The organism is Burkholderia sp. BCC1208, from assembly GCF_902833095.1.
Lineage (GTDB): Bacteria > Pseudomonadota > Gammaproteobacteria > Burkholderiales > Burkholderiaceae > Burkholderia.
Genome location: NZ_CADFDY010000005.1, coordinates 390,359 through 413,874, shown reverse-complemented (window position 1 = coordinate 413,874; position 23,516 = coordinate 390,359). Strand labels below are relative to the sequence as shown.

The following is a 23,516-nucleotide window of genomic DNA, read 5'->3' as shown; positions in this document are numbered from 1 at the left end:
GGGCGGGAATTCGGGGGATGACGTGCCGCGCGCGCAGGCCGCCCGCATCACGGGCGCCGGTGCGCGCGACAGGCGTTTCAACGCTTCTCGATCGGCACGAACTGCAGGTCTTCCGGGCCCGTGTAGTTCGCGCTCGGGCGAATGATCTTGTTGTCGATGCGTTGCTCGATGATGTGCGCGCTCCAGCCCGACGTGCGCGAGATCACGAACAGCGGCGTGAACATCGCGGTCGGCACGCCCATCATGTGATACGACACCGCGCTGAACCAGTCGAGGTTCGGGAACATCTTCTTCGCGTCCCACATCACCGCTTCGAGGCGCTCGGCGATGCCGTACAGCTTCAGGTCGCCCGCTTCCTTCGACAGCTTGTGCGCGACGCCCTTGATCACCTTGTTGCGCGGATCGGAGATCGTGTAGACCGGGTGGCCGAAGCCGATCACGACTTCCTTGTTCTCGACGCGGCGGCGGATGTCGGCTTCGGCGTCGTCCGGCGAGCTGTAGCGGCTCTGGATTTCATACGCGACTTCGTTCGCGCCGCCGTGCTTCGGCCCGCGCAGCGCGCCGATCGCGCCGGTGATCGCCGAGTAGATGTCCGAGCCCGTGCCCGCGATCACGCGGCCCGTGAACGTCGACGCGTTGAATTCGTGCTCCGCGTACAGGATCAGCGACGTGTGCATCGCCTCGACCCACGATTTCGACGGCGTCTTGCCGTGCAGCAGGTGCAGGAAATGGCCGCCGATCGAGTCGTCGTCGGTTTCCGTCTCGATGCGCTTGCCGTTGTGCGAGAAGTGATACCAGTACAGCAGCATCGAGCCGAGCGACGCCATCAGGCGATCGGCGATGTCGCGCGCGCCCGGCAGGTTGTGGTCGTCCTTCTCCGGCAGCACGGTGCCGAGCACCGACACGCCCGTGCGCATCACGTCCATCGGGTGGGCCGACGCCGGAATCTGTTCGAGTGCGGCCTTCAGTGCGCTCGGCAGGCCGCGCAGCGCGCGCAGCTTGGTCTTGTAGGCGGCCAGTTCGGTCATGTTCGGCAGCGTGCCGTGCACGAGCAGATGCGCGATTTCCTCGAATTCGCACGATTCGGCGACGTCGAGAATGTCGTAGCCGCGATAGTGCAGGTCGTTGCCGGTCTTGCCGACCGTGCACAGCGCGGTGTTGCCGGCCGTCACGCCCGACAGCGCCACCGACTTCTTCGGCTTGAATGCGCCTGCGGCGGCCGGTGCTGCTGCGTCTTTCGTCTCGCTCATGTTTTCCTTCTCCAATGGGTATCGGGGGGCGCGGGCCGCGTTACTTCTTGCCCTGCGCGAACAGTTCGTCGAGCTTGCGCTCGTATTCGTGATAGCCGAGGAAGTCGTACAGCTCGGCGCGCGTCTGCATCGTCGGCACGGCTGCCTTCTGGGTGCCGTCGCGGCGCAGCGTTTCGTAGAAGTTCAGCGCGGCCTTGTTCATCGCGCGATACGCGCCGCAGCAGTACAGCGCGATGTCGACGTTCGCCTCGCGCAGCTCGTCGACCGTGAACAGCGGCGTCGAGCCGAATTCGGTCAGGTTCGCGAGGATCGGCACCTTCACGGCCGCCTTGAAGCGGCGGTAGTCGTCGAGCGTCTTCATCGCTTCCGGGAAGATCATGTCGGCGCCGGCTTCGACGTACGCGACCGCGCGCTCGATCGCCGAGTCGATTCCCTCCGCGGCGGCCGCGTCGGTACGCGCCATGATCACGAACTGATCGTCGGTACGCGCATCGACCGCGGCCTTCACGCGATCGACCATTTCCTCGATCGGCACGACTTCCTTGCCCGGGCGGTGGCCGCAGCGTTTCTGGCCGACCTGGTCCTCCAGGTGCACGGCCGCGACGCCGGCGTTGATGAACGAGCGGACCGTGCGCGCGATGTTGAATGCGCCGCCCCAGCCCGTGTCGATGTCGACCAGCAGCGGCAGGTCGGTCGCGTTGGTGATTCGGGTCGCGTCGATGAGCACGTCTTCCATCGTGCTGATGCCGAGATCGGGAATGCCGAGCGAGTTCGCGGCGACGCCGCCGCCCGACAGGTAGACGGCCTTGAAGCCGACGGCCTGCGCCATCTTGGCCGCGTACGCGGTGATCGCGCCGACCACCTGCAGCGGCTGCTCCGCCGCGACTGCCGCGCGGAACTTCGCGCCGGCGCTCTGAAGATGCGTATTGCTCATGAACGGCCTCCTGATGGAATGCCCGATAACAGCAAGGACCGGGCCAGCTCGCGAAACGCCGCTAACCCACTGATTCTTAAGCACCCGGCCCGAGCGAGGCGGCGCCGGGATATTTCAATTCAGCAATTTCATGTTTCAAAAATGAAATCGCGCGCGCATAATCGGCCGTCATGGACCTCTCTTCGACCAAGCCCGTCGGTCCGGCCGACCGCACGGTGCGCCCGCGCATCTGGGCGATGGGCATCAGCCGCCTGCGCGACCTGTTTCGCGAGATCGCCGGCGAGTTCGACGAACGCGCCGACGTGCGCATCGTGACGCGCGCGTACGAGGATGCGCTCAGCGCGATCGCCGAGGCCGGCACCGCGCGGCCCGACGTGATCGTCGCGGCCGGCTCGAACGGCGGCTTCCTGAAAACGCGCGCCCAGGTGCCGGTGGTGGTCGTGTCGCCGACCGGCTTCGACGTGATGCAGGCGCTCGCGCGCGCCCGGCGCGATGCAGCGCGGATCGCACTGGTCAGCGCCGGCGAAACGCCGCCCGAAGTGCGCCGCTTCGTCGCCGCGTACGGCCTCGACGTGCAGTTTGCGTCATATCAGTCCGCGCAGGAAGCGGAAGCCTGCGTGCACGACCTGCGCGATCGCGGCATCCAGACGATCGTCGGCCCGGGCCTCGTCACCGATCTCGCGGCCAGCGCCGGCATGGGCGCGGTGTTCCTGTATTCGCATGCGTCGGTGCGCAAGGCCGTCGAGACGGCGCTCGAAGTCGCGTATGCGACGCACGCCGAGGCATTCCGCCGCCAGCGGCTCGACACGCTGCTGCAGCACCTGCGCGACGGCGTGGTCGCGCTCGACGCGCGCGGCCGCGTCGAGGCGATCAACGAACGGCTCGCGTCGGCGCTCGGGGTCGAACCGGCGGCGGCCGTCGGCCGCGCGCTCGTCGACCTGCGGCCCGAGCTGCGCACGCTGCGCGGCGAGGACGGCGATGCGCTCGCGACCGTACGCGGCGTGCGCTACGTCGTGCATCGCGGGCCGCTGGTCGATCGCGGCGTCACGTCGGGCAGCGTACTGACGTTCCAGGAATCGCGCGCGGTCGAACGACTCGATCGCGCGCTGCGTTCGCAACCGACCACGCAACAGTTCGCCGCACGCTACGCGCTCGACGACGTGGTCGGCGCATCGGCGCCGATGACGCGCGTGCGCGAGCTCGTGCGCCGCTACGCGAAATCCGACGCGACCGTGCTCGTGCTCGGCGAAAGCGGCACCGGCAAGGAAATGATCGCGCAGAGCCTGCATGCGCTGTCCGCGCGGCGCAGCTATCCGTTCGTCGCGGTCAACTGCGGTGCGTTTCCGGAAGCGCTGCTCGAGAGCGAACTGTTCGGCTATGAAGAAGGCGCGTTCACCGGCGCGCGGCGCGGCGGCAAGACCGGCCTGTTCGAGGCCGCGCACCGCGGCACGCTGTTTCTCGACGAGATCGGCGAGATGCCGCCGTCGCTGCAGAGCCGGCTGCTGCGCGTGCTGCAGGAGCGCGAGGTGATCCGCCTCGGCTCGACCGAGCCGATCCGCATCGACGTGCGCGTGATCGCCGCGACGCACCGGCCGCTGCTCGCGGCCGTCGAGGCCGGCACGTTCCGCGCGGATCTCTATTACCGGCTCAACATCCTGAACGTCGGCCTGCCACCGCTGCGCGAGCGCGCGGCCGACATTCCCGCGCTCGCGGCGACGCTGCTCGTGCAGGCCGCGCGGCGCGAGCCGCGTCTGGCCGAACGCGTGCGCGACACCGACGATGCACTGCGCGTGCTCGACGCGACGCAAGCGACGCTCGCGCGCTACCGCTGGCCCGGCAACGTGCGCGAACTGCAGAACGTGGTCGAGCGGATCGCGGTCGAGCTGGCCGAGGAAGTCGATGAAAGCGATCCGGGCGCCCCGTGCACGGCGCTCGCCCCCGGCGCGCTGCAGGTGATCGCACCCGAGCTGTTCGTCGCGCCGCCCGACGCGGCCGACGCCGATGACGCGCAAACGCTGCACGCGCGCCGCCGTCGCGCGGAAGCCGACGAGATCCGTGCGGTGCTCGACGCGTGCGGCGGCGACCGCGACCGCGCCTGCGCGATGCTCGGCATCAGCAAGACGACGCTGTGGCGGAAGTTGTCGGCGAAATAGGTTCGGGTCGCCCCGTCATTCGGCCTTGTGATAGTGGCGATACGCCTTCGCGCGATTGCCGCACGAAGACATCGAGCACCAGCGCCGGCTGCCGTTCTTGCTGTCGTCGATGAACAGCCACTGGCATGCATCGTTCGCACAACGCTTGACCTTCGCGAGCCGCGCGCCGCCGAGCAGGTCGATCGCCGACCACAGCACCGGGCTCAATAGCCCCGCGAGCGTCGCACCCGACGCGTCGATCCGCCACGCATAGCGGCCGTCGACGCGCGCCAGCGCAACGCGCGGCGACGCTTCCGCCAGAAAGCCGCCGAGCAGCGCGAGATCGGCATCCCGCGGCTCGCGCTGTTCCGCCTGTGCATTAAACAGCCGGTATAGCGCCTCGCGCAACGCGAGCGCCTGCGCGAGCATTGTCGGCTCGTCGTCCTTCTCCTTCTCTTTCTCTTCGTCGGGCACGCGACATGCGTCGGCCAACTCGCCCGGTACGCCCGCCTGTTCGCGACACCACGCCAGCAGGTCGTCCATCGTGCCGAAGGTTTCCGTCGGCGGGTCGCTGCCGCGCCAGTACAGCGTGTTCGCGAAATCGAGGCTCAGCGTGTCGGGCGGCGCCGGGATCAGGCAGTCCGTCGTGACGGAAGGTTGCATTTTTCTCATGATCCGATCGTATCTAACCACCATGCCGGTTGACAAGCACTCGAGCGATTTCTAACATAACCGGCAAGGTGGTTAAAAACAGGTTTGCCGCACCGACGCCCCTTCAATTCAAGGAGACACAGATGATCGATCGTCTTTCGTTCAACGTTATCCACACCGCCGCCGGCCGCACGTACGACGACACCACGCTCGGCGCGCTTCGCTACAAGCGGCTGGCATGGTGTCTATGAGCAGGTTTGCCGCACTGACGTCCACATCAGTTCAAGGAGCCACAGATGATCGATCACCTTTCGTTCGGCGTTGCGCACATCGGCCGCAGCCGCACCTTCTACGACAGCGCGCTCGGCGCACTCGGCTACAAGCGTCTGTATAGCGACGACGGCGCCATCGGGTACGGCACGACCGAGCCCGAGCTGTGGTTGCAGCACGCCGCTCGCCCCGTCGTCGCCGATCCCGATTCGGGGCTGCACCTGTCGTTCAAGGCCGCGTCGCCGGTCGAGGTCGACGCGTTCTACCGCGCCGCCCTTGAGCACGGCGGCAAGGACAACGGCGGGCCCGGCAAGCGCGAGCATTACGGCCCCGGCTATTACGCGGCGTTCGTCGTCGACCCCGACGGGTATCGGCTCGAAGCGCATTGCGAACTCGACAACGTCGTTTGATCCGCTTCGTCCGCACGCGGACGAGCAACAAAGGCCCGGTTCCGCATCGCGCGGAACCGGGCCCCTGATTTCGGCTACATCGTCGTTCGGTACGCGCCGCTCGCGGCGACGGTCATGCCGACGGATCGGGCAGCATGGCCGGCGCGCGGGTGGCTGCGTCCTCCAGTCGGCCCGCGCCGCTCACGCGCTCATTGCGCGTTGCGCGTGCTCTGCAACTGCTCGCCGAGCCCTTCGATCCCGAGGCGCACCATCTGGCCGGCCTTCAGGAACACCGGCGACGGCTTGATGCCCATGCCGACACCCGGCGGCGTACCGGTCGTGATCACGTCGCCCGGCTGCAGCGTCATGCAGGTCGACAGATACGCGATCAGTTGCGCGACCGTGAACACCATCGTGCGCGTGTTGCCGCTCTGATAACGGTGGCCGTCGATTTCGAGCCACAGGTCGAGACGCTGCGGATCGGGTACTTCGTCGCGCGTGACGAGCCACGGGCCGAGCGGGCCGAACGTGTCGAAGCCCTTGCCCTTGTCCCACTGGCCGCCGCGCTCGATCTGCCATTCGCGCTCGGACACGTCGTTGACGACGCAGTAGCCCGCGACGTAATCGAGCGCGCGCGCCTCGTCGACGTCCTTGCACTTCGCGCCGATCACGACACCCAGCTCCACTTCCCAATCGGTCTTGACCGACCCCTTCGGGATGTCGATGCCGTCGTTCGGGCCGCAGATCGAACTCGTCCACTTGCCGAACACGACCGGCTCCTTCGGCACCGCCATGCCGGCTTCGGCTGCGTGGTCGGCGTAGTTCAGGCCGATGCCGATGAACTTGCCGACCTGACCGACGCACGCGCCGATGCGCGGCTCGCCGGACACGAGCGGCAGCGTGGCCGGATCGATGGCGCGCAGCCGCGCGAGACCCGCGTCGGACAGCACCTCACCGGCAAGATCCTGCACATGCGCGGACAAGTCGCGAATCCGGCCGGCCGCGTCGAGGACGCCGGGCTTTTCCTGGCCGGACGGGCCATAGCGAAGCAGTTTCATCGTGCTTAACCTCTGTTGTCGAATGGGACAGGATACCGGCCGCCGTGGCCTTTCGCGGCCGCGCGCCGGACGGGTTGTCGATCGTCGAGTGCACGCGTCGGCGCCGCATGCGGCATGCCGTCGACGCGCGAGAGTCGCGCGGGCGCAGCGATCGCGGCGCCGTACGACGGTACGGCGCGCATCGAACGGGCGGCCGCCGGTCTGCGCATCGGCGACGACGGCCCGGCATCCGCGACGCGTGCCGGGCCATGCCGGCCGGCTGCACGCGCGGCCGCGCCGTCGCTGGCCCGCAAGCCTTTGTACCATCGGCCGCGCGCCGTGAAATGACGCGCGACGGATACCGACTATTGGTGCGCCTGCCGACACTGCGGCGCAGCATGCGCGGCCCCACCGTCGATCGATCGGCAGTCGTGCGCGGCCGCGCCTGCCATCGGCACATGAATACTGGCTATTCGGGGTGCCCCTGTCATCGAAAACGTTTGCTTATCCGTTCTTGTTCGGTAACGATCGGTAAAAAGACGCTGCATTGCACACTGGATGTTTATTGCTAAGCTCGTACGGATGGCTTTCATAGCCATACGCGGAGCCGCCCTATACGCGTGCAGAACCGGCCAGCGTGCGTCGCCAACCGATCGACGGCAATCCCCCAACCTCACACCGACAATGCAGACAACCAACGACCCGCTTCCCGGCAGCGACGCACGGGAATCGATGGCCGCTATCGACCGCTATCGCGCACCCGCGCTCGACAAGGGCCTCGACATCCTCGAACTCCTGTCCGAGCAGAAAGAAGGACTCACCCGCACCGAAATCACGAAGGAACTCGGCCGTAACGCGAGCGAAATCTACCGGATGCTCGAACGCCTCGTCGCGCGCCGCTACGTGATGCGTTCGACCGGCGGCGACCGCTACACGCTCAGCCTCAAGCTGTTCGCGCTTGCGCACCGGCATCCGCCGATGAACCGGCTGATCGCCGAGGCACTGCCGCCGATGCAGCGCTTCGCCGATGCCGCCGAGCAGTCGTGCCACCTGTCCGTCTACGATCGCGGCAACCTGCTCGTGATCGCGCAGGTGGACGGGCCCGGCCCGTGGGGCGTGTCGGTCCGGCTCGGCTCGCGCGTCGGCCTCGCCGATACGGCATCGGGGCGCATGATGTTGGCGTTCCAGGGCGCCGAGCAACGCGCGCACATGCTGGCCGAGCACCACAAGGTCAGGGGCGAGGCGCCGCTGAACGAACAGGAGCTCGCGAATGCGTGTCAGTCCATCCGGCAGTCCGGCTATCTGCGTCAGGACAGCCGGCAAGCGTACGGCGTGACCGACCTGACCGTGCCGATCCTCGGGCCGGCCGGCCACGCGATCGCGGTGCTGACGTGCCCGTACATGCGCCGGATCGATGCGCACATGGCGCCGTCCGTCGACGGGGTCGTCGGCGCACTGCGCGACACGGCCGCCCATCTGTCGATGTGCCGCACCGAGACCTGCTGACGCGCGGGTTACCCGGCAAAGTGCAGCGGGCACGGCACAGCGGCGCCGGCGCCGGGTGTATGCGACGCCCGTGCGGTGCCCGATGCGCGATGCCGCATCGGGCACCCGCGGCGCTACGCTAGAATAGCGGCCCTCTCAAAAACTACGGCGGCCGGTTGTCGCGGCCGTCGTGTCCGATGGATGTCATGGCCAAACTTCTGAACGATCAAGAATTCCAGCGTTTCTCCGAACTTCAGCAGAAGCAGGCAAGCTTCACGATCACGCCCGAGGAAGCGGACGAGTTGCGCGATATCGTCGCGCGCGCGCAGAAAAAGCGCGACGATCGTGCCGCCGCCATGCAGGCGATCGAAAACTACATCGAGCAGTTCGACATCACGCCTGACGAACTCTTCTCGCCCGAGCAGATCGGCGACGCGGCCCGCACCTACGGGCTCATCACGGCGACCAAGAAGGAACGCACTCTGCCGCCGTCGATCACGTTCAACGGCAAGCCGTACCAGTGGACCAAGACGCTTCCGGACGACGTGCGCGGCGCACTGTTCGACGCGTTCACGTCCGGCGAGTCGGTCAAACGCTTCATCGCGATGCCGAAAGACACCGCGCGCTGCGCGCTCACGATCGCCCGCCTCGAGCGCGAAACCGGTGCCATCTATGCCGATTCGCACCTCGAGGAACTCGCGATTTCGCGCGACCAGGTGAACGACGCGGCATCGAAGCTCGCCGCGTGAATGTGATCGCGGGCACGGTTCCTGCGTGCCCGCACCCGCGCGTCACGCCGGCATGGGCCGGCGCCGCGCCCCTGGGAGCCATGCGTTCGCATGCTCCCGAAAAAGCTCACCTCGGCATCCTGCAAGCGCTCACCACGGTCTCCCGAAAAGCCTCACCCAAGGCTCCCGGAGACACTCACCGACGCCTCCCGAACGTCCTCACCAATCGCTCCCGCAAGTGCTCACCGAGGCCTCCCGGAAAGGCTCACCGGCCTCTCCCGCAGGTGCTCACCACGCTGTCCCGAAAAAGCTCACTCGCCGCTCCCGAAAAGTCTCACCTTGGTGACGGCTCTGAAAATGCGAGGCCGGAATACGGTAGCGAATGCCTGCACGCACATCGGTTGAAACGGCTGCGGCGGACGAATATCGCAGCACGGCGTGAGCATCGCCGGACGCCATGCGTGCGTTACGGTATCGCTTCGACCGACAGGTCCGACACGTTGACAGACGCTTTGCTTCGAGACAGGCTCGAACGCTTTGCATTCCTTATTTAGCATCCGACATGGCGAAACGTTCGGACGCATCGACACCACGCTCTGCCCCAAGCGCCAGACCTGAAACCGACGCCTACGGCTGCAACTTCATCCTGAAACCCACGACGCCGGGCTCCTCCGTCGTCGACACCGCAAACCCGCACGATTTCGCGAGCGAGATCATCGCCGAATTCTCGCGCAGCGCCTCGCCGACCATCCAGGCAGTGCCGCGCGAGCGCGCGTAGTCGATGATGCGGGTCATCATCAGCCGGCCAAGCCCCTTGCCCTTTTGATCGGGCCGTACCGCGATCGCGAACTCCGCCGTCTCGTTGTCGGGATCGGCGACCGCACGCGCGACCGCGAGCGTGTGGTCGCGCCCCGACACATCGGTGAACGACACGATGAAAGCCATCTCACGGTCGTAGTCGATCTGCGTCATGCGCGCCACCTGCGAATGGTCGAAGCTGCGCACCGCGCCGAAGAAACGCATCCGCAAATCTTCCGGCGTCATCGCACCGAGCAGTTCGTTGTGTGCGGCCTCGTCTTCCGGACGGATCGGACGGATCGTCACCGTCTCGCCACGCCACTCGAGCGTCTGCTCGAGGTGCCGCGGATACGGCATGATCGCGAGCCGGCTGCGCCCCGACGCCAGCGTGATGCGCGGCGCGACCACCCATGCGCGATCGGACAGCACGCGCAGCGTGACCGACATCGCGACGACTTCGCGCACGTCGCAGACGACCTGCGACAGTGCCGTCAGCGCGTCGAGCGTCGGCTCGACGGACGTCCTGCGCGCATACGGCGAGCGCTCCATCACCGCGCGGGCGAGCACCGTGTTCAGCGGCGGCAGGCCGTAGACGACGAACGGCGCCGATACGCCATCGGCCGGCGGCACGGCATAGCGAAACACCGGACCGAAATTCGAATCGTCGTACATGTCGACCGTGATGTCGACGACCTTCTTGCCGGCCGGTTCGTTGGGCTGCTCGCCCTGCAGACCGAAACGGGACAACCAGCGCAGCGCGGCTTCGCCGGCCAGTTCATGCTGACCGGCTTCGACCATGCGGCGTGCGTCGGCCTGGGCGGACGCCACGCACTCGGCCGGCTGCAGCGGCGTGCCCTCCGGCGTCTGCATCAGCAACTGGCGCCCGAGGTTGTAGTCGACGAGACGCGCATACGCGCGTGCGAGCCGCTGCGGCGTCGTGTGCACCGGGATGCCGTTCGCGTGCAGCGCATCGCGGGTCGCCGCGTCGACCGCCCCGAAGAAACACGCGAGGATGCCGCGATGCGCATACTGCCGCGAGTCGATCAGCGTGCGCGCGACCGAATCGGCCGGCGCGCTGTGCGAAGTGGAATGAACGACGAACAGCGTGCCCGTCTGCGGAAACGGGGCGAGCGCCTTGATTGCCGCGGCAAAGTGCTCGGGGCGCGCATCGTCGCCCAGCGTAAGCGGATTGGCTGGCGCCGCGAGATGCGGCAACGCGGCCGCGACGGCCGACGTTGCCGCGGGCGACCAGTCGGTCAGCACGTCGCGCACGTCGGCCACCGCATCGACCGCGAGTTTCGCCACGCCCGCATCGCTCGTCACGAGCGTCGCCGCCCCCCGTGCGGTGACGCGGCCGACGCCGAGCGTCTCGATTTCGTCGAGCAGATCGTCGAGCGCATCGACGCGCACCATGCCCGCGCGCTGGAACGCCGCCGTGTAGAGCGCGTCGCCGGGATCGGCACGGCCGGTGCGCAGCGCGAGCACCGGCTTGTTGCGGGCGGCCGCGCGCGCCGCTGACATGAACTTGCGCGCCGCGCGCACGGTATCGAGTTCGAGCAGGATCGCGCGCGTGCCGGGATCGCTTGCCAGATAGTCGAGGACGTCGCCCGCATCGACATCGGATTCGCTGCCGAGCGCGACGACATGCGAAAAGCCGAGGCCCCGCGCATCGGCCCAGCCAAGCACCGCGTTCGTCAATGCATTCGATTGCGACACCCATGCGACGCCGCCCGACCGCGCCGTATATGCAGGCGCGCCGAAATGCGCATGCCGCGCGGGCGACAACACGCCGAGACTGCCCGGCCCGACGATACGGAGCACGAACGGCTTCGCCGCCTTCAGCGTGCGATCGACCGCGGCGCGATCGGCCTCGGTGCGCGCCTCGCCGACGATCACCGCGACGCGCGTGCCCAGCTCACCGAGCTTGCGCACGATGCCGGCCCAGGTCGCGGGCGGCGTGCAGATCACGGCAACCGACGGCGGCGCGGGCAGCCGGTCGACATCGGAGACGACCGTATGCCCGTCCAGCTCGCGATATTTCGGATTGACCGGCCACACGGGCCCCTGGAACGCACCGTCGAGCACACGCGACCACACCATCGCGCCGATACTGCCCGCGCGCGACGACGCGCCGACGACCGCAACGGACTTGGGCTGGAACAACGCATCGAGATGGCGAACGGTCACATCGGCTCCCTGCGGTGACGAAAGACGACACGATCGGCATGCGGCCACGCAGGCCGTGCGCCGATCGACGCGAACCCCAAGCATAGGCGAAGCGCCTGCGACTGCCTATATGCCGAACGGCCGACTGTTCGACGAGCGTCAATGCTCGCACCATGGACTGCAACCCACGCGGGCAGGCATCGCCGCGCCGCTCGCACGATGCACGCAACGCGGCACGACGCTGCAGCCGCTTTCTCAGAGGTGAGGATTTACAGGAGCCATGGTGAGTATCTTCGGGAATCGCACGACACACTGCGCAAACACGCGAAAGGTGATGAAAATCCGCGTCGGGCATGCACCGCGAAAAACGCGAATGCCAATGCGCGTGCATTGCGCCATTACGCGGTTGTTTACGGGAATTCCCCGCAATATGCGGCCGGATCGCAGCGAATTCGCAAAACGGAATCCGTCAATTGCGCGGCATCGCACTTCCATTCGCCAGGGAAAATCGCATGACGATTGCGCCAAAACAAAACGGTGCGAACGCCGCATGGCCGTTCGCACCGTCAGTCGGCACACGAAAGGTGAGGATTTTCGGGAGTCAGTCCTTGATCAGGAAACGTCCGCGATTCTTGCCCAGCCATGCCGGCGCCCGCCCGCGGCCGCTCCAGGTTTCGCCCGTCTTCGGGTTCAGGTACTTCGGCGGCAAGGTCCGCTTCGGCTTCGCGGCGGCGGCCGATCCTGCCGGGAGAAAACCGAGCTCTTCCGGCGTAATGTCGTATTCGTCGATTTTCGCGCGGATATCCGCAATCGCGTCGGCAATCGCCTTTTCACGTTCCTTGTCGATTTTTTGCTGGAGCCGTTCGAGCTGCGCGCTCAGTTGCCTGTAGGTCGCCATATGGATGGGACTCCGTGAGTGTTATTCGTGAAAAACAAGTGACTCAAAGCAAACAGAAAAGCGCTTCCCCGATCGTGGTCTCCTCAGCCGGTCATTTCGGGATCAATAGCCGCTCTTCTTCTTGCATGCGAAGAGAAGATTTCGCACGGCGTCATCCGTCGATTGCTGGATCACTTCGAAATCGCCGTTGCACATGGCCCGGGCATTGTCCGTGCAATTGCTCCAGTCGCTGCCGGTGCATTGCACCTGAGTGGTCGGGCGCCCGTCCGAAGTGAACAGCGGAGCACTGCCACCGCACCCGCCGAGCCCTGCAACCAGAGCCAACATCACGGCCGCCCGAGGCCACCGACAGACCGACGCAAGCATGTGTTTCATTGTTCTTCCCGTCAACCTTTTTTTGAATGTCGCGAGTATGCCATGGGCAGCCCTTCGGCCGTCAGTCCGGCGTGCGGTCGGGTTGCCCGCGCGCCTTGTACGGCAAGCGCTTGCGCGGATCATCGGTGATGCGAACGAAAACCTGCTCGACGTCCGGAAGCGCCTCGAATTCGCGTTGCAGCGCCTGGCTATCGAACGTCGTATTCGCGCATCCTTCGACGTAGATAAACCGTCGCTGCACGGTGATCCACAGGCTCGTGCCGCGCAGGCGATCGGAACCGGCGAAGCGCGCCTTCGCCGCCTCGGCGATCGACGCGTCATACATATACGAGTTCGGCTTCGTGCAGCGATGGGCGAGCCAGCAGGTCGTGCCGCGTTCGGCGCGGTAGTGCGCATCGTCCGTCATCTCGGCGCGCGTCATCCACGGGCCGAGCGGCAACGGGCATTCGGCCACGTCCTGCGACAGCGCGACGAACGGATCGTTGTACCAGTTGCGCCGCGCTTCGGGCGCATCGGCGTCGCCGGCCTGAGCGAGTACGGAACTCGCCAGCAACATGGTGAGCCATCCTGCAATGCCGATCCGCTTCATCGTGACCTCCTGTTCGATGCGTTACGTCGAGCCGCATCGGCATCGCCGATCGGCCTACCGGTCGATACCGAGCGCCGCCAGTTTCTTGTACAGCGTCGCGCGGCCGATCCCGATACGCGCGGCCGCTTCAATTACCTTCCCGTCACAGGCCGCCAGCGCATCGGTCAGGAACTGGCGCTCCCACGCCGCCAGTGCATCGGCATACGACGCGGCCGACGCACCGGATGCCGTCGACGCATCGCCCGCGCGCTGCTCGGCCGGCACCGCGGCAACCCGCTGTGCCGGCCCCGCGCCGTCCGGCGAGACACGCACCGGCCCGAGAAACGGCGCGAGCGCGCGCGCATCGATCACCGAACGGTCCGACAGCATCAGCGCGCGTTCGAGCGTATTGCGCAACTCGCGCACGTTGCCGGGCCACGGATACGCGCACAGCATCCGCAGCGCATCGTCGGTCAGCTCGCAGTGCGCGGCGCGCCCGTGCTGGGCCGCCAGCTCCTCGAGCGTCGCGTAGACGAGCGCCGCGATGTCGGAGGCGCGCTCGCGCAACGGCGGCGCATGAATCGTCAGCACGTTCAGCCGGTAATAGAGATCCGCGCGAAACCGCCCGGCCGCCACGAGCGCCGGCAGGTCGGCCGACGTGGCGGCAATGATGCGCACGTCCGCGCGCACGATCCGGTTCGAGCCGACCGGCTCGAACTCCTTGTCCTGCAGCACACGCAGCAGCTTGCCCTGCAACGGCAGCGGCATGTCGCCGATCTCGTCGAGAAACAGCGTGCCGCGATCGGCCAGCTCGAATTTTCCGACGCGCCCCTTGCGATCGGCGCCGGTGTACGCACCGGGCGCCGCGCCGAAGAATTCGGTTTCGAGCAGCGTGTCGGGAATCGCGGCGACGTTGACGGTCACGAGCGGCTGGAGCGCACGCGCCGACGCCGCGTGAATCGCGTGGGCGAGCAGCTCCTTGCCGGTGCCCGTCTCGCCGAGCAGCAGCACCGGCGAATCGACCTGCGCCGCGCGGCGCGCCTGGCGCTTGGTCTCGAGGCTCGCGGCACTCGTGCCGACGAAGCTCGCGAACGTGTATTTCGCGCGGCGCGCCTGGGCGAGCGAGCGCTGCGTCGCGATCAGTTGCTGCTGAAGCTGCGCGTAGCGGGAAAAAATCGGCGTGAGCGTCTTCAACTGGTCGAACAGCGCGAAGCCAATCGCACCGACCGTCTCGCCGGCCTCGTTCTTCAACGGCAGGCGCGTGACGACGAGCGGCTCGCGGCCCGTCTCCATGATGTCGAGCAGGATCGGCTGCCCGGTCGACACGACCTCGCGCATCAGGCTGTTCGGGATCACGGCCTCGCAGTCGAGGCCGACGGCCTGCTGCGGATCGGCGAAACCGAAGCGTGCCGCGTAACGCTCGTTCATCCACACGACGCGCGCGTCGCGATCGACGACCACCGTGCCCGCACTCGAATCCTCGAAGGTCCGGAACAGCGACTCGGCAGCGCGCCGCAGCACGTCGCCGTAGTTCACGGGCAGGCGGATCCAGTCGTTCATCATCGTGTCTTCGTCTCCATGTATCGTCGGCCGGATGTCTCCGGAACGAGACGGATTATCTCACTCTGGAGACTCGCCGCAATGCGTTGTCCGGGAAAGCCCGGCACGATTTCGACGGGTGACCGGACGGCTAAAACGTCTCCAGATGGAGACGTTTTATGTAGAATCGTCAGACCTGCACCGGCGCGGGCCCGCCGGCTGCCGGCGGACCCCTGTCCGGCGGCGCAATCCGGCCGATGGCACGAAACCTGCACTAACCTGAGCTGGTCCGCGACGCACCGCGCGATCGAACAACAACCAAAGCCATTAGGAGACTCCCTTGTCTTTCGTGATCGTCCTCGCCGCGCTGGCGTTCCTGATGTTTGCCGCGTATCGCGGCTACAGCGTGATCCTGTTCGCGCCGATCGCCGCGCTCGGCGCGGTGCTCCTGACCGAACCCGCCGCCGTCGCACCGGTCTTCTCCGGCATCTTCATGGAGAAGATGGTCGGCTTCGTCAAACTGTATTTCCCGGTCTTCATGCTCGGCGCCGTGTTCGGCAAGGTGATCGAACTGTCCGGGTTCTCCGAGTCGATCGTCCATGCGGCGATCCGCTACATCGGCCGCTCGCGCGCGAATGCGGTGATCGTCGCGGTGTGCGCGCTGCTCACCTATGGCGGCGTATCGCTGTTCGTCGTGGTGTTCGCGGTCTATCCGTTCGCGGCCGAACTCTATCGTCAGAGCAACATCCCGAAACGGCTGATGCCCGGCGCGATTGCACTCGGCGCGTTCTCGTTCACGATGGATTCGCTGCCCGGCACGCCGCAGATCCAGAACATCATCCCGACCACGTTCTTCAAGACGACTGCCTGGGCCGCGCCCGCGCTCGGCACGATCGGCTCGCTGTTCATCATCGTCATCGGCCTCACGTATCTCGAATGGCGCCGCCGTTCGGCGATGGCGAAGGGCGAGGGCTACGGCACGTCGCTCGTCAACGAGCCGGAGCGCGTCGAGGCAAAGGCGCTGCCGCACCCCGCGCTGGCGATCCTGCCGCTGATCCTCGTCGGCGTGTCGAACTTCGCGTTCACGAAGCTGATCCCGCAGTGGTACGGCGCCGCGTCGTACACGGTCGCGCCGGAAGTGCTGCCGGGCGTGCATGCGCCGATCACGACGTCGATCAAGACGGTCGTCGCGATCTGGTCGGTCGAGGCCGCGCTGCTGCTCGGTATCGTGCTGGTCTTGCTGACCGCGTTCAAGCGCGTCAGCGGCCGCTTCGCGACAGGCTCGAAGGCCGCCGTCGCCGGCGCGCTGCTCGCCGCGATGAATACCGCGTCGGAATACGGCTTCGGCGGCGTGATCGCCGCGCTGCCGGGCTTCCTCGTCGTCAGCGACGCGCTGAAGAGCATCCCGAACCCGCTCGTCAACGCAGCCGTGTCGGTCAGCTCGCTCGCGGGCATCACGGGCTCCGCGTCCGGCGGCATGAGCATCGCGCTCGCCGCGATGTCGGACCTGTTCATCAAGGGCGCGCAAGCGGCCAACATCCCGATGGACGTGCTGCACCGGGTCGTCGCGATGGCGAGCGGCGGCATGGACACGCTGCCGCACAACGGCGCGGTCATCACGCTGCTCGCCGTCACGGGCCTCACGCACCGCGAGTCGTATCGCGACATCTTCGCGGTCACCGTCATCAAGACGCTCGCGGTATTCTTCGTGATCGCCGTGTACTACGCGACGGGGCTCGTGTAAACATTGGCATCAGGGCGGCGTTTCGCGCGCCGCCTTCTCGTCTTTCGAGATCGGACCGCATGCGCACCGGAACGGATTCCGGCACGCGCATCCGGTCCGATTTCATTTCCCTACGCCAAATCGACACGCCGGCAGTCGTCCGAGCCGTCACTCGCCCGGCCGCCACCCATTGTTGCCCGCAGCAAAACACTGCGTTGGGCGCGATCGCATTTTTCGCACGCCCGCGCCGGCCTACACTGGTTTCGACATCGCGCGACGCTTCGACGAACGACGCGCCGCGATTCACCGGAAATCGTGGAGGTCCGCATCATGAAGCGCCTGATCCAAGCCATTGCCATCGCCCTGGCCGTCTCGGCCCCGTTCGCCGCGCAGGCCCAGTCGAACCCGCCGCTCACACGCGCGCAGGTCCACGCCGAAGTCAAGGCGCTCAAGCAGGCCGGCTTCCAGTCGAGCGACTGGTTCTATCCGGCCAGCATCGTATCCGCCGAAGCGAAGATCGCCCGTCAGCACGATGCCGGATACGGCAGCGATCGCGGCGCGTCGTCGGAGTCGGGCCGCTAATCCGGCGTCGGCCCGCTCGACGCTCCCTCGGCCCCCCTCGGCGCGCCGTTACGCCTTCACGGGCTGGATCAGCTTCGCGCACGCCGCCGCCTGCGGATCGCCCGTCGGCAGCTTCCCGCACACGCCGTCGAACTGCTTCACGACCGACCTCACCGACGCATCGTGCGCGCCGCTGCCACGCCAGCGGTTCAGCTGCGTGACGACCTTGGTCAGCGCGCGCAGGTTCGCACCGTAGAACGCGTCGCGGGTCTTGTCGGCCTGCGCGAGCACACTGGCCGCAATCCCTTCGATGCGCGCCGAATCGTCCGGCGCCAGTTCGACCGCATTCGCAAAGTAAGTCGCGCCCCAGCGCAGCTTCGTCGCCGGCCCGCTCGCCGCGTCGTACGCCTTGCGATACCAGTCGAGCGCGGCCGCCTTGTCGCCGCGCGCCTTCGCGTTCGCGGCGAGCCCCGACATGAAGTAGTACGGCGTGGACGAACGCGGCAGCTCGGCCTTCAGCAACGCATCCGATTCGTCGTACAGCCCCGCGTCGGTGAGCGTGTCCGCGCCTTCGCTGACGAGCGCCTGCCGCTCGTACGCGTTCGCCGCGCCCTGCACCGACGCGGCGATCTGTTTGCGCGCGGTTTCGGCGAGCGCCGGTGCGGCGGGCGGTGCGCCCTTGCGGGCGTCGCCGCGCGCGAGCAGCACGCGGCCGTGCAGCGCCATCAGCCGGTCGATCGACGACAGCGTGCCGTCGGTCGACAGGCGCGCCAGCGCCGTGTCGTACGCGCCGCGCAACTTCGTGCGCTGCGCGTCGCCGCCGCCGCCGAGATACGCGACCACGCGTGCCGGCGCCGCGACCAGCACGTCCGAATCAGCCCGCGACAGCGCGGGATCGTGCAGCACCGCGCGCAGCGAATCGGCCAGCGCGGCCTTGTCGAGCGCACCGGCCTGCGCCGGGTCGTCCGACGCGGCGACCACCGCCGACTTCAGCGCGAAGCGCGCCGATTCGGCTTTCGCCCCCACCGCCCGTGCGCGTTGCGCGAGCGACTGCAGCGTCTCGGCGACGCGATCGGCCGGCACCGGCAGCGCACCGTCGGTATCCCATGAATAGTCGGCCAGCAGGCGCCATTCGTCCGGCGTCAGCGACGCGCCGTTCTTCAGCGCCGTCGCGAGCGTCTGCCGCACCGGATGCGCGGCCGTCATCCCGAGCGACAGCGCCTGCATGTAGCGGTCGAGATCGGCTTCGCCCGGCAGCCGCGTGACTTCGGTGCCGTCGGGGCGGAACAGGATCATCGTCGGATAGCCGTGCACCTTGAACCGCTCGCCGAGCTTCTGCGCGCTTTCGGTATCGCCGTCGAGATACACGGGCACGAAGAACGACGAACGTGTCTTGAATGCCTGCTGGCTGAAGATCGTCGACTTCACCTGGTTGCACGACGGACACCATACCGCGCCCCAGTACAGCAGCAGCGGCTTGCCCTCGCGCTTCGCGAGCGCGAACGCGGCATCGACGTCGCCGTGTTGCCACGCGATGCCGGGCGGCAGATGCGCACCGTCGGGCGATGCGTTCGCCACCGGGGCGCCGGTGGGCGCGGCAGCGGCAAGCGCCGCACCGGCGGCAGCGAACAGGCAGGCGGCGGTGAGATTGCGGAGTACGGTTTTCATCGAAGCGGGTTCCGTTGAAAAAGACGGTTTCAGGGGATGCCGCGTACGCAACGAGGGCCGTGATGCGACGACGATGAAGCCGGCCGACATGCGGTGCCGCGCATGCATCGATACGGAAAACGAAGCCGGCCGCGGCGACCGGCAAATCGTTCGACGATACGACGGGTACAGCCGAAGGAAAACGAACGAATTCTCGATTGAATATGACGCGCGGCGTCGCGGCCGCGTGCCGTCACGTCCGCGACGGCCAGCCCTTCATTGCCGCGCCTTGATCCGGGCCATGTGATACACGGACGCATGCACGCCGTCGCGCAACGCGTAACCCGGCGATTCGCCTTCGATGCGGAAACCGTGTTTCTCGTAAAGCGCGATCGCCGCGCGGTTGTCGACAAACACGGTCAGCTCGAGACGCGTGATGTTCAGCCAGTTCTCCGCGAGATCGATCGCGGCCGCGAGCAGCCGGCCGCCGATGCCGCGCCCATGACGAGTCGCGTCGACCATCATGCCGAGCGCCGCCGCGTGGCGCCGGCGGGGATTCGGCTCGGGATGCAGGCCGAGATGGCCGACCACCGTGCCGTCGATGTCGGCGACGAGGCTCACGCCGTGCTCGCGCACGTCGTCGAGCCGCTTCCGCCATTTTTCGAGCGACGGAAAAGGAAGCTGCAACGTATTCATGTACACCGCGGGATGCGCGGCGATCTGCCGGATCGCGTCGACGTCGTGCGTCTCGCTGTGCCGGATCCTGATATCGGTCATGGGTGGGCCGGTTCCGAAAAGTCGCGCCACAGGCGCGGACTGCGCAGGCGCGCAGCAATGCATCGAGCTTAGCCGATTTCACGCATTCGAAACACGGGTGTCACACCGCCGCCCGTCAGGTTGCATCCGCAACGAAACGCGCACGCGCCACCCCCGCAAAATCCGGAAAATTCTGACCGATCACATCTGCGAAGATCGGTAATTTCTTACCATTTTCGACCTCGCATTCGCCCTTGAGCGAATCGTTGCGCGCGCAACGTCACGTACGCGACATGCGATGTCATTTCTTCATCATGTCGACGTCATGCCGCCTCCCTAGACTGGGCGCCGCCCCAGCCCGGCATACGCCGGCCCGATGTGTGCCGCCCCTGGCCCGCGCATCACGAGCGTGCGGTGCGCAGGATCGCGACGGCGAGGCCGCTGCATCCGCGCGACGCGCAGCCGATGCCCCGAACGCGCACGCATCGCGAATCGTCCCGGGGCGGGACGACGCCCGGGCGCCGCCAGACGAACTCACGAACGCTCCCACCCTCACAGGATCCGAACGCCATGACGTCACGCCGCAAATTCCTTCAGCAGACCGCCGGCTCCGGCCTCGCCGCCGCCGCGCTGTCCGCGTTTCCGCCGAGCATTCGCCGCGCGCTCGCCATTCCCGCCTTCCACGAAACGGGAACCATCCAGGACGTCAAGCACGTCGTGCTGCTGATGATGGAGAACCGCGCGTTCGACAGCTACTTCGGCACGTTCAAGGGCGTGCGCGGCTATGGCGACCGTTTCGCGGTGCCGTCGCCGAACGGCCGCGACGTGTTCCATCAGGCGTACACGAAGGCGACGCCCGCCGCGATCGTGACACCGTATCACCTGGACGCGCGCCAGGGCAACGCGCAGCGCGCGGGCGGCACGCCGCACACGTGGGCCGATGCGCAGGCCGCGTGGGATCACGGCCGGATGAACCGCTGGCCCGACGCGAAGACGCCGCTGTCGATGGGCTATTACGACGCGGCCGAAGTGCCGTTCCAGCGCGCGCTCGCCGATGCGTTCACGCTGTGCGACCACTACCACTGCGGGATGCACACGGGCACGATCGCGAACCGCCTGTTCTACTGGAGCGGCACCAACGGCCCGAACGGCGTCAGCCCGGCCGACGGCAACCGCGTGAAGATCGCCGCGCTGAACAACCAGTTCAACGGCGGCAACGACATCGGCCCGTCGAGCCAGGGCTGGACCTGGACGACCTATGCCGACCGGCTGCAACAGGCGGGCGTGAACTGGAAGGTCTACCAGAGCCTGATCGACAACTTCGGCTGCAACGAGATGATGAGCTTCCGCCACTGGCGCGCGGCGATCGAGCAGATGCCGGCCGCGCGCCGGCCCGCGTACGTCGCGTCGACCGATATCACGCAGCCGGTGACGGCGGCCGGCGCGTTCTACGACCCCGCGATCGACGATCCGCTGAGCCCGCTCGCGAAGGGCTTCGGCAACACGATGCCGTACGGCTTTCTCGAAACGTTCCGCGACGACATCCGCGACGGCAAGCTGCCGGAAGTGTCGTGGATCATCCCGCCGTCCGCGTACAGCGAGCACCCGGGGCCGTCGAGCCCCGCGCAGGGCGGCTGGTACGTGCAGGCCGTGCTCGACGCGCTGACGGCGAACCCGGAGGTCTGGAGCAAGACCGTGCTGCTGGTCAACTACGACGAGAACGACGGCTTCTTCGACCACATGCCGTCGCCGGCCGTGCCGTCGCGCAACGCCGACGGCACGCTCGCGGGCGGCCATACGCTGTCGGCCGCCGACGTCGCGGTCGAGTACCACGACTTCACGCCGGCCACGTCGAGCCAGCCGGCAGCCGACGGCCGCCCGTACGGCCCCGGCCCGCGCGTGCCGATGTGGATCGTGTCGCCGTGGAGCCGCGGCGGCTGGGTCAACTCGCAGGTGTTCGACCATACGTCGACGCTGCGCTTCCTCGAGACGCGCTTCGGCGTCGCGGAGCCGCAGATCAGCGCGTACCGCCGCGCGGTGTGCGGCGACCTGACGAGCGCGTTCAATTTCCGCACGCCGAACGACGAGCCGCTGCCGACGCTCGCGGGCCGTACGACGAAAAGCCAGGTCGACGCGCTGAGCGCCGCGCAGCAAACCGCGCCGAAGATCGTGCCGCCCGCCACGCCCGCGCTGCCCGCGCAGGCAACCGGCGTGCGCCCGTCGCGCGCCCTGCCGTACGAACTGCACGCGAGCGCGCGCACCGATGCCGGCGCCGGCACGGTCACGCTGAAGTTCGCGAACACCGGCCGCGCCGCCGCCGTGTTCCACGTCTACGACAAGCTGCACCTCGACCGGCTGCCGCAACGCTACGTCGTCGAGCCCGGCAAGACGCTGCACGGCGACTGGGCCGCGCGCGCCGACGACGGCGGTAAATATGACCTGTGGGTGCTCGGTCCGAACGGCTATCACCGCCGCTTCACCGGCGACCTGAGCCGCCTGGCCGGCGCTCGCGCGCCGCATCCGGAAGTCCGCGTCGGCTATGCGGGCGCGAGCGGCAACCTCCACCTGCGGCTGCGCAACGACGGCGGCGGCACGGTGCGTTTCACGGTGAAGTCGAACCAGGTCTACGGGCCGCTGTCCGGGCGCGGCGGAAACGACGGCCACGGCCATGGCCACGACAATGAAAACGATCACGCCCAGGACCAGGGCAACGGCCATGGCACCGGCACCACGTGGACCGTCGCGGTGCGCGCCGGCGACCAGTCCGAACTGCACTGGAAGCTCGACTCAACCGGCCACTGGTACGACTTCATCGTCACCGCCGACAGCGACGCGAGCTTCTCGCGCCGCGTGGCCGGCCGCGTCGAAACCGGCCGCCACTCGGTCAGCGACCCGGCGATGGGGCTCGCCGACCGCTTCTGACGCCGCCGCGGCGACGCGCGGCGCAGCGCGTGTCGCCGCCCGCGTCGGCGTGGCCGCGAACGCCGCTCGGGCACCGGTTTCGGCCGGCGCCCGATCCGGCGCAGACGCCCGCCCGGCGCGGCTCAAACATCAGAAGGATCGGTGGTTCAGCCCTCATTTCACCCCCTCGAAAATGCTCCGTTTTGCGGCCTGTTCGCGTTAAACTGCGTCAAGCTGTATTCAACAAAGACATCCTTGCCGCCAAGGCACCCACGACACGAGGATAGGTTCGATGCGCACTACCGGCTCATCCGGGGCAATGACCCTGCTCACCGAACACGACGCGGCCGACGGCCGCGAACTGCGCTCGCTCCGGCTCGAAGCGACCGGCGACGGCAAGAGCGTGCTGCTGATCGAGATCGACGAACGCAAGCCCGGCATCCACCGCGAGGTCCGCTACGAGATCACGCCGGCCGAACTGATCGCGGCGATCCGCTCGCACGGCGCCGAGCTGCCCGGCGAAAACCACGGCGCCGCATCGCTCGCCCGCACGCCCTCGTGATTCCGAACGGTGAGCCGCGCGCCATGCGCCGGCTCACCCGCATCTCCCTGCCGCCGTCAGGCGCTTTGCATCATTCCCGCCGCTGTGTCGAAAAAGGCCGATAATCGGCCCATCTGCATTTCCCGCCCACGCGTTTCCTTTTCGGC

Annotated in this window: 19 protein-coding genes; 8 read left to right on the top strand and 11 right to left on the bottom strand. The window is 67.5% G+C overall.

The window, feature by feature from the left end; translation table 11 throughout:
• Positions 1-77: 77 nt before the first annotated feature.
• Positions 78-1,250 (bottom strand): 2-methylcitrate synthase, encoded by a 1,173-nt coding sequence (gene prpC / locus HWX09_RS14610; RefSeq protein ID WP_027781671.1) that lies wholly within the window; start codon positions 1,248-1,250, stop codon positions 78-80.
• A 40-nt stretch (positions 1,251-1,290) separates the two neighbouring features.
• Positions 1,291-2,184: a methylisocitrate lyase gene (prpB, locus tag HWX09_RS14605; RefSeq protein ID WP_027781672.1), complete on the bottom strand. Its 894-nt coding sequence runs from the start codon at positions 2,182-2,184 to the stop codon at positions 1,291-1,293.
• 170 nt (positions 2,185-2,354) lie between these two features.
• Between prpB and prpR the strand changes: the two genes are divergently transcribed.
• The gene (prpR, locus tag HWX09_RS14600) at positions 2,355-4,337 is read left to right on the top strand and encodes a propionate catabolism operon regulatory protein PrpR (RefSeq protein ID WP_027781673.1); all 1,983 of its coding nucleotides are present in this window, start codon (positions 2,355-2,357) and stop codon (positions 4,335-4,337) included.
• A 15-nt stretch (positions 4,338-4,352) separates the two neighbouring features.
• Here the strand turns inward: prpR and HWX09_RS14595 are convergent, their stop codons facing one another.
• On the bottom strand, positions 4,353-4,988 hold the full coding sequence (locus HWX09_RS14595; RefSeq protein ID WP_227789630.1) for an ABATE domain-containing protein: 636 nt from the start codon (positions 4,986-4,988) through the stop codon (positions 4,353-4,355).
• A 275-nt stretch (positions 4,989-5,263) separates the two neighbouring features.
• Here HWX09_RS14595 and HWX09_RS14590 point away from each other — a divergent pair, with 275 nt between their 5' ends.
• Positions 5,264-5,647 (top strand): VOC family protein, encoded by a 384-nt coding sequence (locus tag HWX09_RS14590; RefSeq protein ID WP_027781675.1) that lies wholly within the window; start codon positions 5,264-5,266, stop codon positions 5,645-5,647.
• A 188-nt stretch (positions 5,648-5,835) separates the two neighbouring features.
• Here HWX09_RS14590 and HWX09_RS14585 read toward each other — a convergent pair whose 3' ends face one another.
• A complete protein-coding gene (locus HWX09_RS14585) occupies positions 5,836-6,684 on the bottom strand; it encodes an ureidoglycolate lyase (RefSeq protein WP_027781676.1) in 849 nt (282 codons plus the stop codon).
• 663 nt (positions 6,685-7,347) lie between these two features.
• Here HWX09_RS14585 and HWX09_RS14580 point away from each other — a divergent pair.
• Both HWX09_RS14580 and HWX09_RS14575 read left to right on the top strand, forming a co-directional pair.
• A complete protein-coding gene (locus tag HWX09_RS14580) occupies positions 7,348-8,169 on the top strand; it encodes an IclR family transcriptional regulator (RefSeq protein ID WP_027781678.1) in 822 nt (273 codons plus the stop codon).
• 176 nt (positions 8,170-8,345) lie between these two features.
• Positions 8,346-8,897 carry a hypothetical protein gene (locus HWX09_RS14575; RefSeq protein ID WP_027781679.1) on the top strand — a complete coding sequence of 184 codons (552 nt, stop codon included), beginning with the start codon at positions 8,346-8,348 and terminating at the stop codon, positions 8,895-8,897.
• 606 nt (positions 8,898-9,503) lie between these two features.
• Here HWX09_RS14575 and HWX09_RS14570 read toward each other — a convergent pair.
• The 5 genes from HWX09_RS14570 to HWX09_RS14550 form a co-directional block, all read right to left on the bottom strand.
• A complete protein-coding gene (locus HWX09_RS14570) occupies positions 9,504-11,861 on the bottom strand; it encodes a GNAT family N-acetyltransferase (protein WP_027781680.1) in 2,358 nt (785 codons plus the stop codon).
• A 580-nt stretch (positions 11,862-12,441) separates the two neighbouring features.
• A complete protein-coding gene (locus tag HWX09_RS14565; RefSeq protein WP_027781681.1) occupies positions 12,442-12,738 on the bottom strand; it encodes an H-NS histone family protein in 297 nt (98 codons plus the stop codon).
• A gap of 102 nt (positions 12,739-12,840) precedes the next feature.
• Positions 12,841-13,113: a hypothetical protein gene (locus HWX09_RS14560; RefSeq protein WP_063831192.1), complete on the bottom strand. Its 273-nt coding sequence runs from the start codon at positions 13,111-13,113 to the stop codon at positions 12,841-12,843.
• A 61-nt stretch (positions 13,114-13,174) separates the two neighbouring features.
• On the bottom strand, positions 13,175-13,702 hold the full coding sequence (locus HWX09_RS14555) for a BON domain-containing protein (RefSeq protein WP_027781683.1): 528 nt from the start codon (positions 13,700-13,702) through the stop codon (positions 13,175-13,177).
• Positions 13,703-13,756: 54 nt separating this feature from the next.
• On the bottom strand, positions 13,757-15,244 hold the full coding sequence (locus tag HWX09_RS14550; RefSeq protein ID WP_027781684.1) for a sigma-54-dependent Fis family transcriptional regulator: 1,488 nt from the start codon (positions 15,242-15,244) through the stop codon (positions 13,757-13,759).
• A 316-nt stretch (positions 15,245-15,560) separates the two neighbouring features.
• Here HWX09_RS14550 and HWX09_RS14545 point away from each other — a divergent pair, with 316 nt between their 5' ends.
• Positions 15,561-16,964, top strand: coding sequence for a GntP family permease (locus HWX09_RS14545; RefSeq protein WP_027781685.1), 1,404 nt, complete (start codon positions 15,561-15,563; stop codon positions 16,962-16,964).
• Between the two features lie 309 nt (positions 16,965-17,273).
• Complete coding sequence (locus HWX09_RS14540) at positions 17,274-17,525, top strand: DUF4148 domain-containing protein (RefSeq protein WP_027781686.1); 252 nt, start codon at positions 17,274-17,276, stop codon at positions 17,523-17,525.
• Between the two features lie 48 nt (positions 17,526-17,573).
• Here the strand turns inward: HWX09_RS14540 and HWX09_RS14535 are convergent, their stop codons facing one another.
• Both HWX09_RS14535 and HWX09_RS14530 read right to left on the bottom strand, forming a co-directional pair.
• Entirely contained in the window at positions 17,574-19,172 is a 1,599-nt protein-coding gene (locus tag HWX09_RS14535; protein WP_027781687.1) for a thioredoxin family protein, read from the bottom strand.
• A gap of 255 nt (positions 19,173-19,427) precedes the next feature.
• Complete coding sequence (locus HWX09_RS14530; protein WP_027781688.1) at positions 19,428-19,928, bottom strand: GNAT family N-acetyltransferase; 501 nt, start codon at positions 19,926-19,928, stop codon at positions 19,428-19,430.
• A gap of 549 nt (positions 19,929-20,477) precedes the next feature.
• On the opposite strand from HWX09_RS14530, the gene HWX09_RS14525 reads away from it, so the two are divergent.
• Positions 20,478-22,829 carry a phospholipase C, phosphocholine-specific gene (locus HWX09_RS14525; protein WP_027781689.1) on the top strand — a complete coding sequence of 784 codons (2,352 nt, stop codon included), beginning with the start codon at positions 20,478-20,480 and terminating at the stop codon, positions 22,827-22,829.
• Positions 22,830-23,100: 271 nt separating this feature from the next.
• A complete protein-coding gene (locus HWX09_RS14520) occupies positions 23,101-23,370 on the top strand; it encodes a hypothetical protein (RefSeq protein WP_006480304.1) in 270 nt (89 codons plus the stop codon).
• The last annotated feature ends 146 nt before the right edge of the window (positions 23,371-23,516 follow it).

Bases quoted from the DNA above. Each gene is read 5' to 3' on its own strand.
- HWX09_RS14550 (WP_027781684.1), bottom strand. From the start codon at position 15,244: ATGATGAACGACTGGATCCGCCTGCCCGTGAACTACGGCGACGTGCTG.
- HWX09_RS14575 (WP_027781679.1), top strand. From the start codon at position 8,346: ATGGATGTCATGGCCAAACTTCTGAACGATCAAGAATTCCAGCGTTTC.
- HWX09_RS14565 (WP_027781681.1), bottom strand. From the start codon at position 12,738: ATGGCGACCTACAGGCAACTGAGCGCGCAGCTCGAACGGCTCCAGCAA.
- HWX09_RS14595 (WP_227789630.1), bottom strand. From the start codon at position 4,988: ATGAGAAAAATGCAACCTTCCGTCACGACGGACTGCCTGATCCCGGCG.
- HWX09_RS14520 (WP_006480304.1), top strand. From the start codon at position 23,101: ATGCGCACTACCGGCTCATCCGGGGCAATGACCCTGCTCACCGAACAC.
- prpB (WP_027781672.1), bottom strand. From the start codon at position 2,184: ATGAGCAATACGCATCTTCAGAGCGCCGGCGCGAAGTTCCGCGCGGCA.
- HWX09_RS14530 (WP_027781688.1), bottom strand. From the start codon at position 19,928: ATGACCGATATCAGGATCCGGCACAGCGAGACGCACGACGTCGACGCG.
- HWX09_RS14590 (WP_027781675.1), top strand. From the start codon at position 5,264: ATGATCGATCACCTTTCGTTCGGCGTTGCGCACATCGGCCGCAGCCGC.
- HWX09_RS14560 (WP_063831192.1), bottom strand. From the start codon at position 13,113: ATGAAACACATGCTTGCGTCGGTCTGTCGGTGGCCTCGGGCGGCCGTG.
- HWX09_RS14525 (WP_027781689.1), top strand. From the start codon at position 20,478: ATGACGTCACGCCGCAAATTCCTTCAGCAGACCGCCGGCTCCGGCCTC.
- HWX09_RS14540 (WP_027781686.1), top strand. From the start codon at position 17,274: ATGAAGCGCCTGATCCAAGCCATTGCCATCGCCCTGGCCGTCTCGGCC.
- HWX09_RS14580 (WP_027781678.1), top strand. From the start codon at position 7,348: ATGCAGACAACCAACGACCCGCTTCCCGGCAGCGACGCACGGGAATCG.
- HWX09_RS14555 (WP_027781683.1), bottom strand. From the start codon at position 13,702: ATGAAGCGGATCGGCATTGCAGGATGGCTCACCATGTTGCTGGCGAGT.
- prpC (WP_027781671.1), bottom strand. From the start codon at position 1,250: ATGAGCGAGACGAAAGACGCAGCAGCACCGGCCGCCGCAGGCGCATTC.
- HWX09_RS14585 (WP_027781676.1), bottom strand. From the start codon at position 6,684: ATGAAACTGCTTCGCTATGGCCCGTCCGGCCAGGAAAAGCCCGGCGTC.
- prpR (WP_027781673.1), top strand. From the start codon at position 2,355: ATGGACCTCTCTTCGACCAAGCCCGTCGGTCCGGCCGACCGCACGGTG.
- HWX09_RS14535 (WP_027781687.1), bottom strand. From the start codon at position 19,172: ATGAAAACCGTACTCCGCAATCTCACCGCCGCCTGCCTGTTCGCTGCC.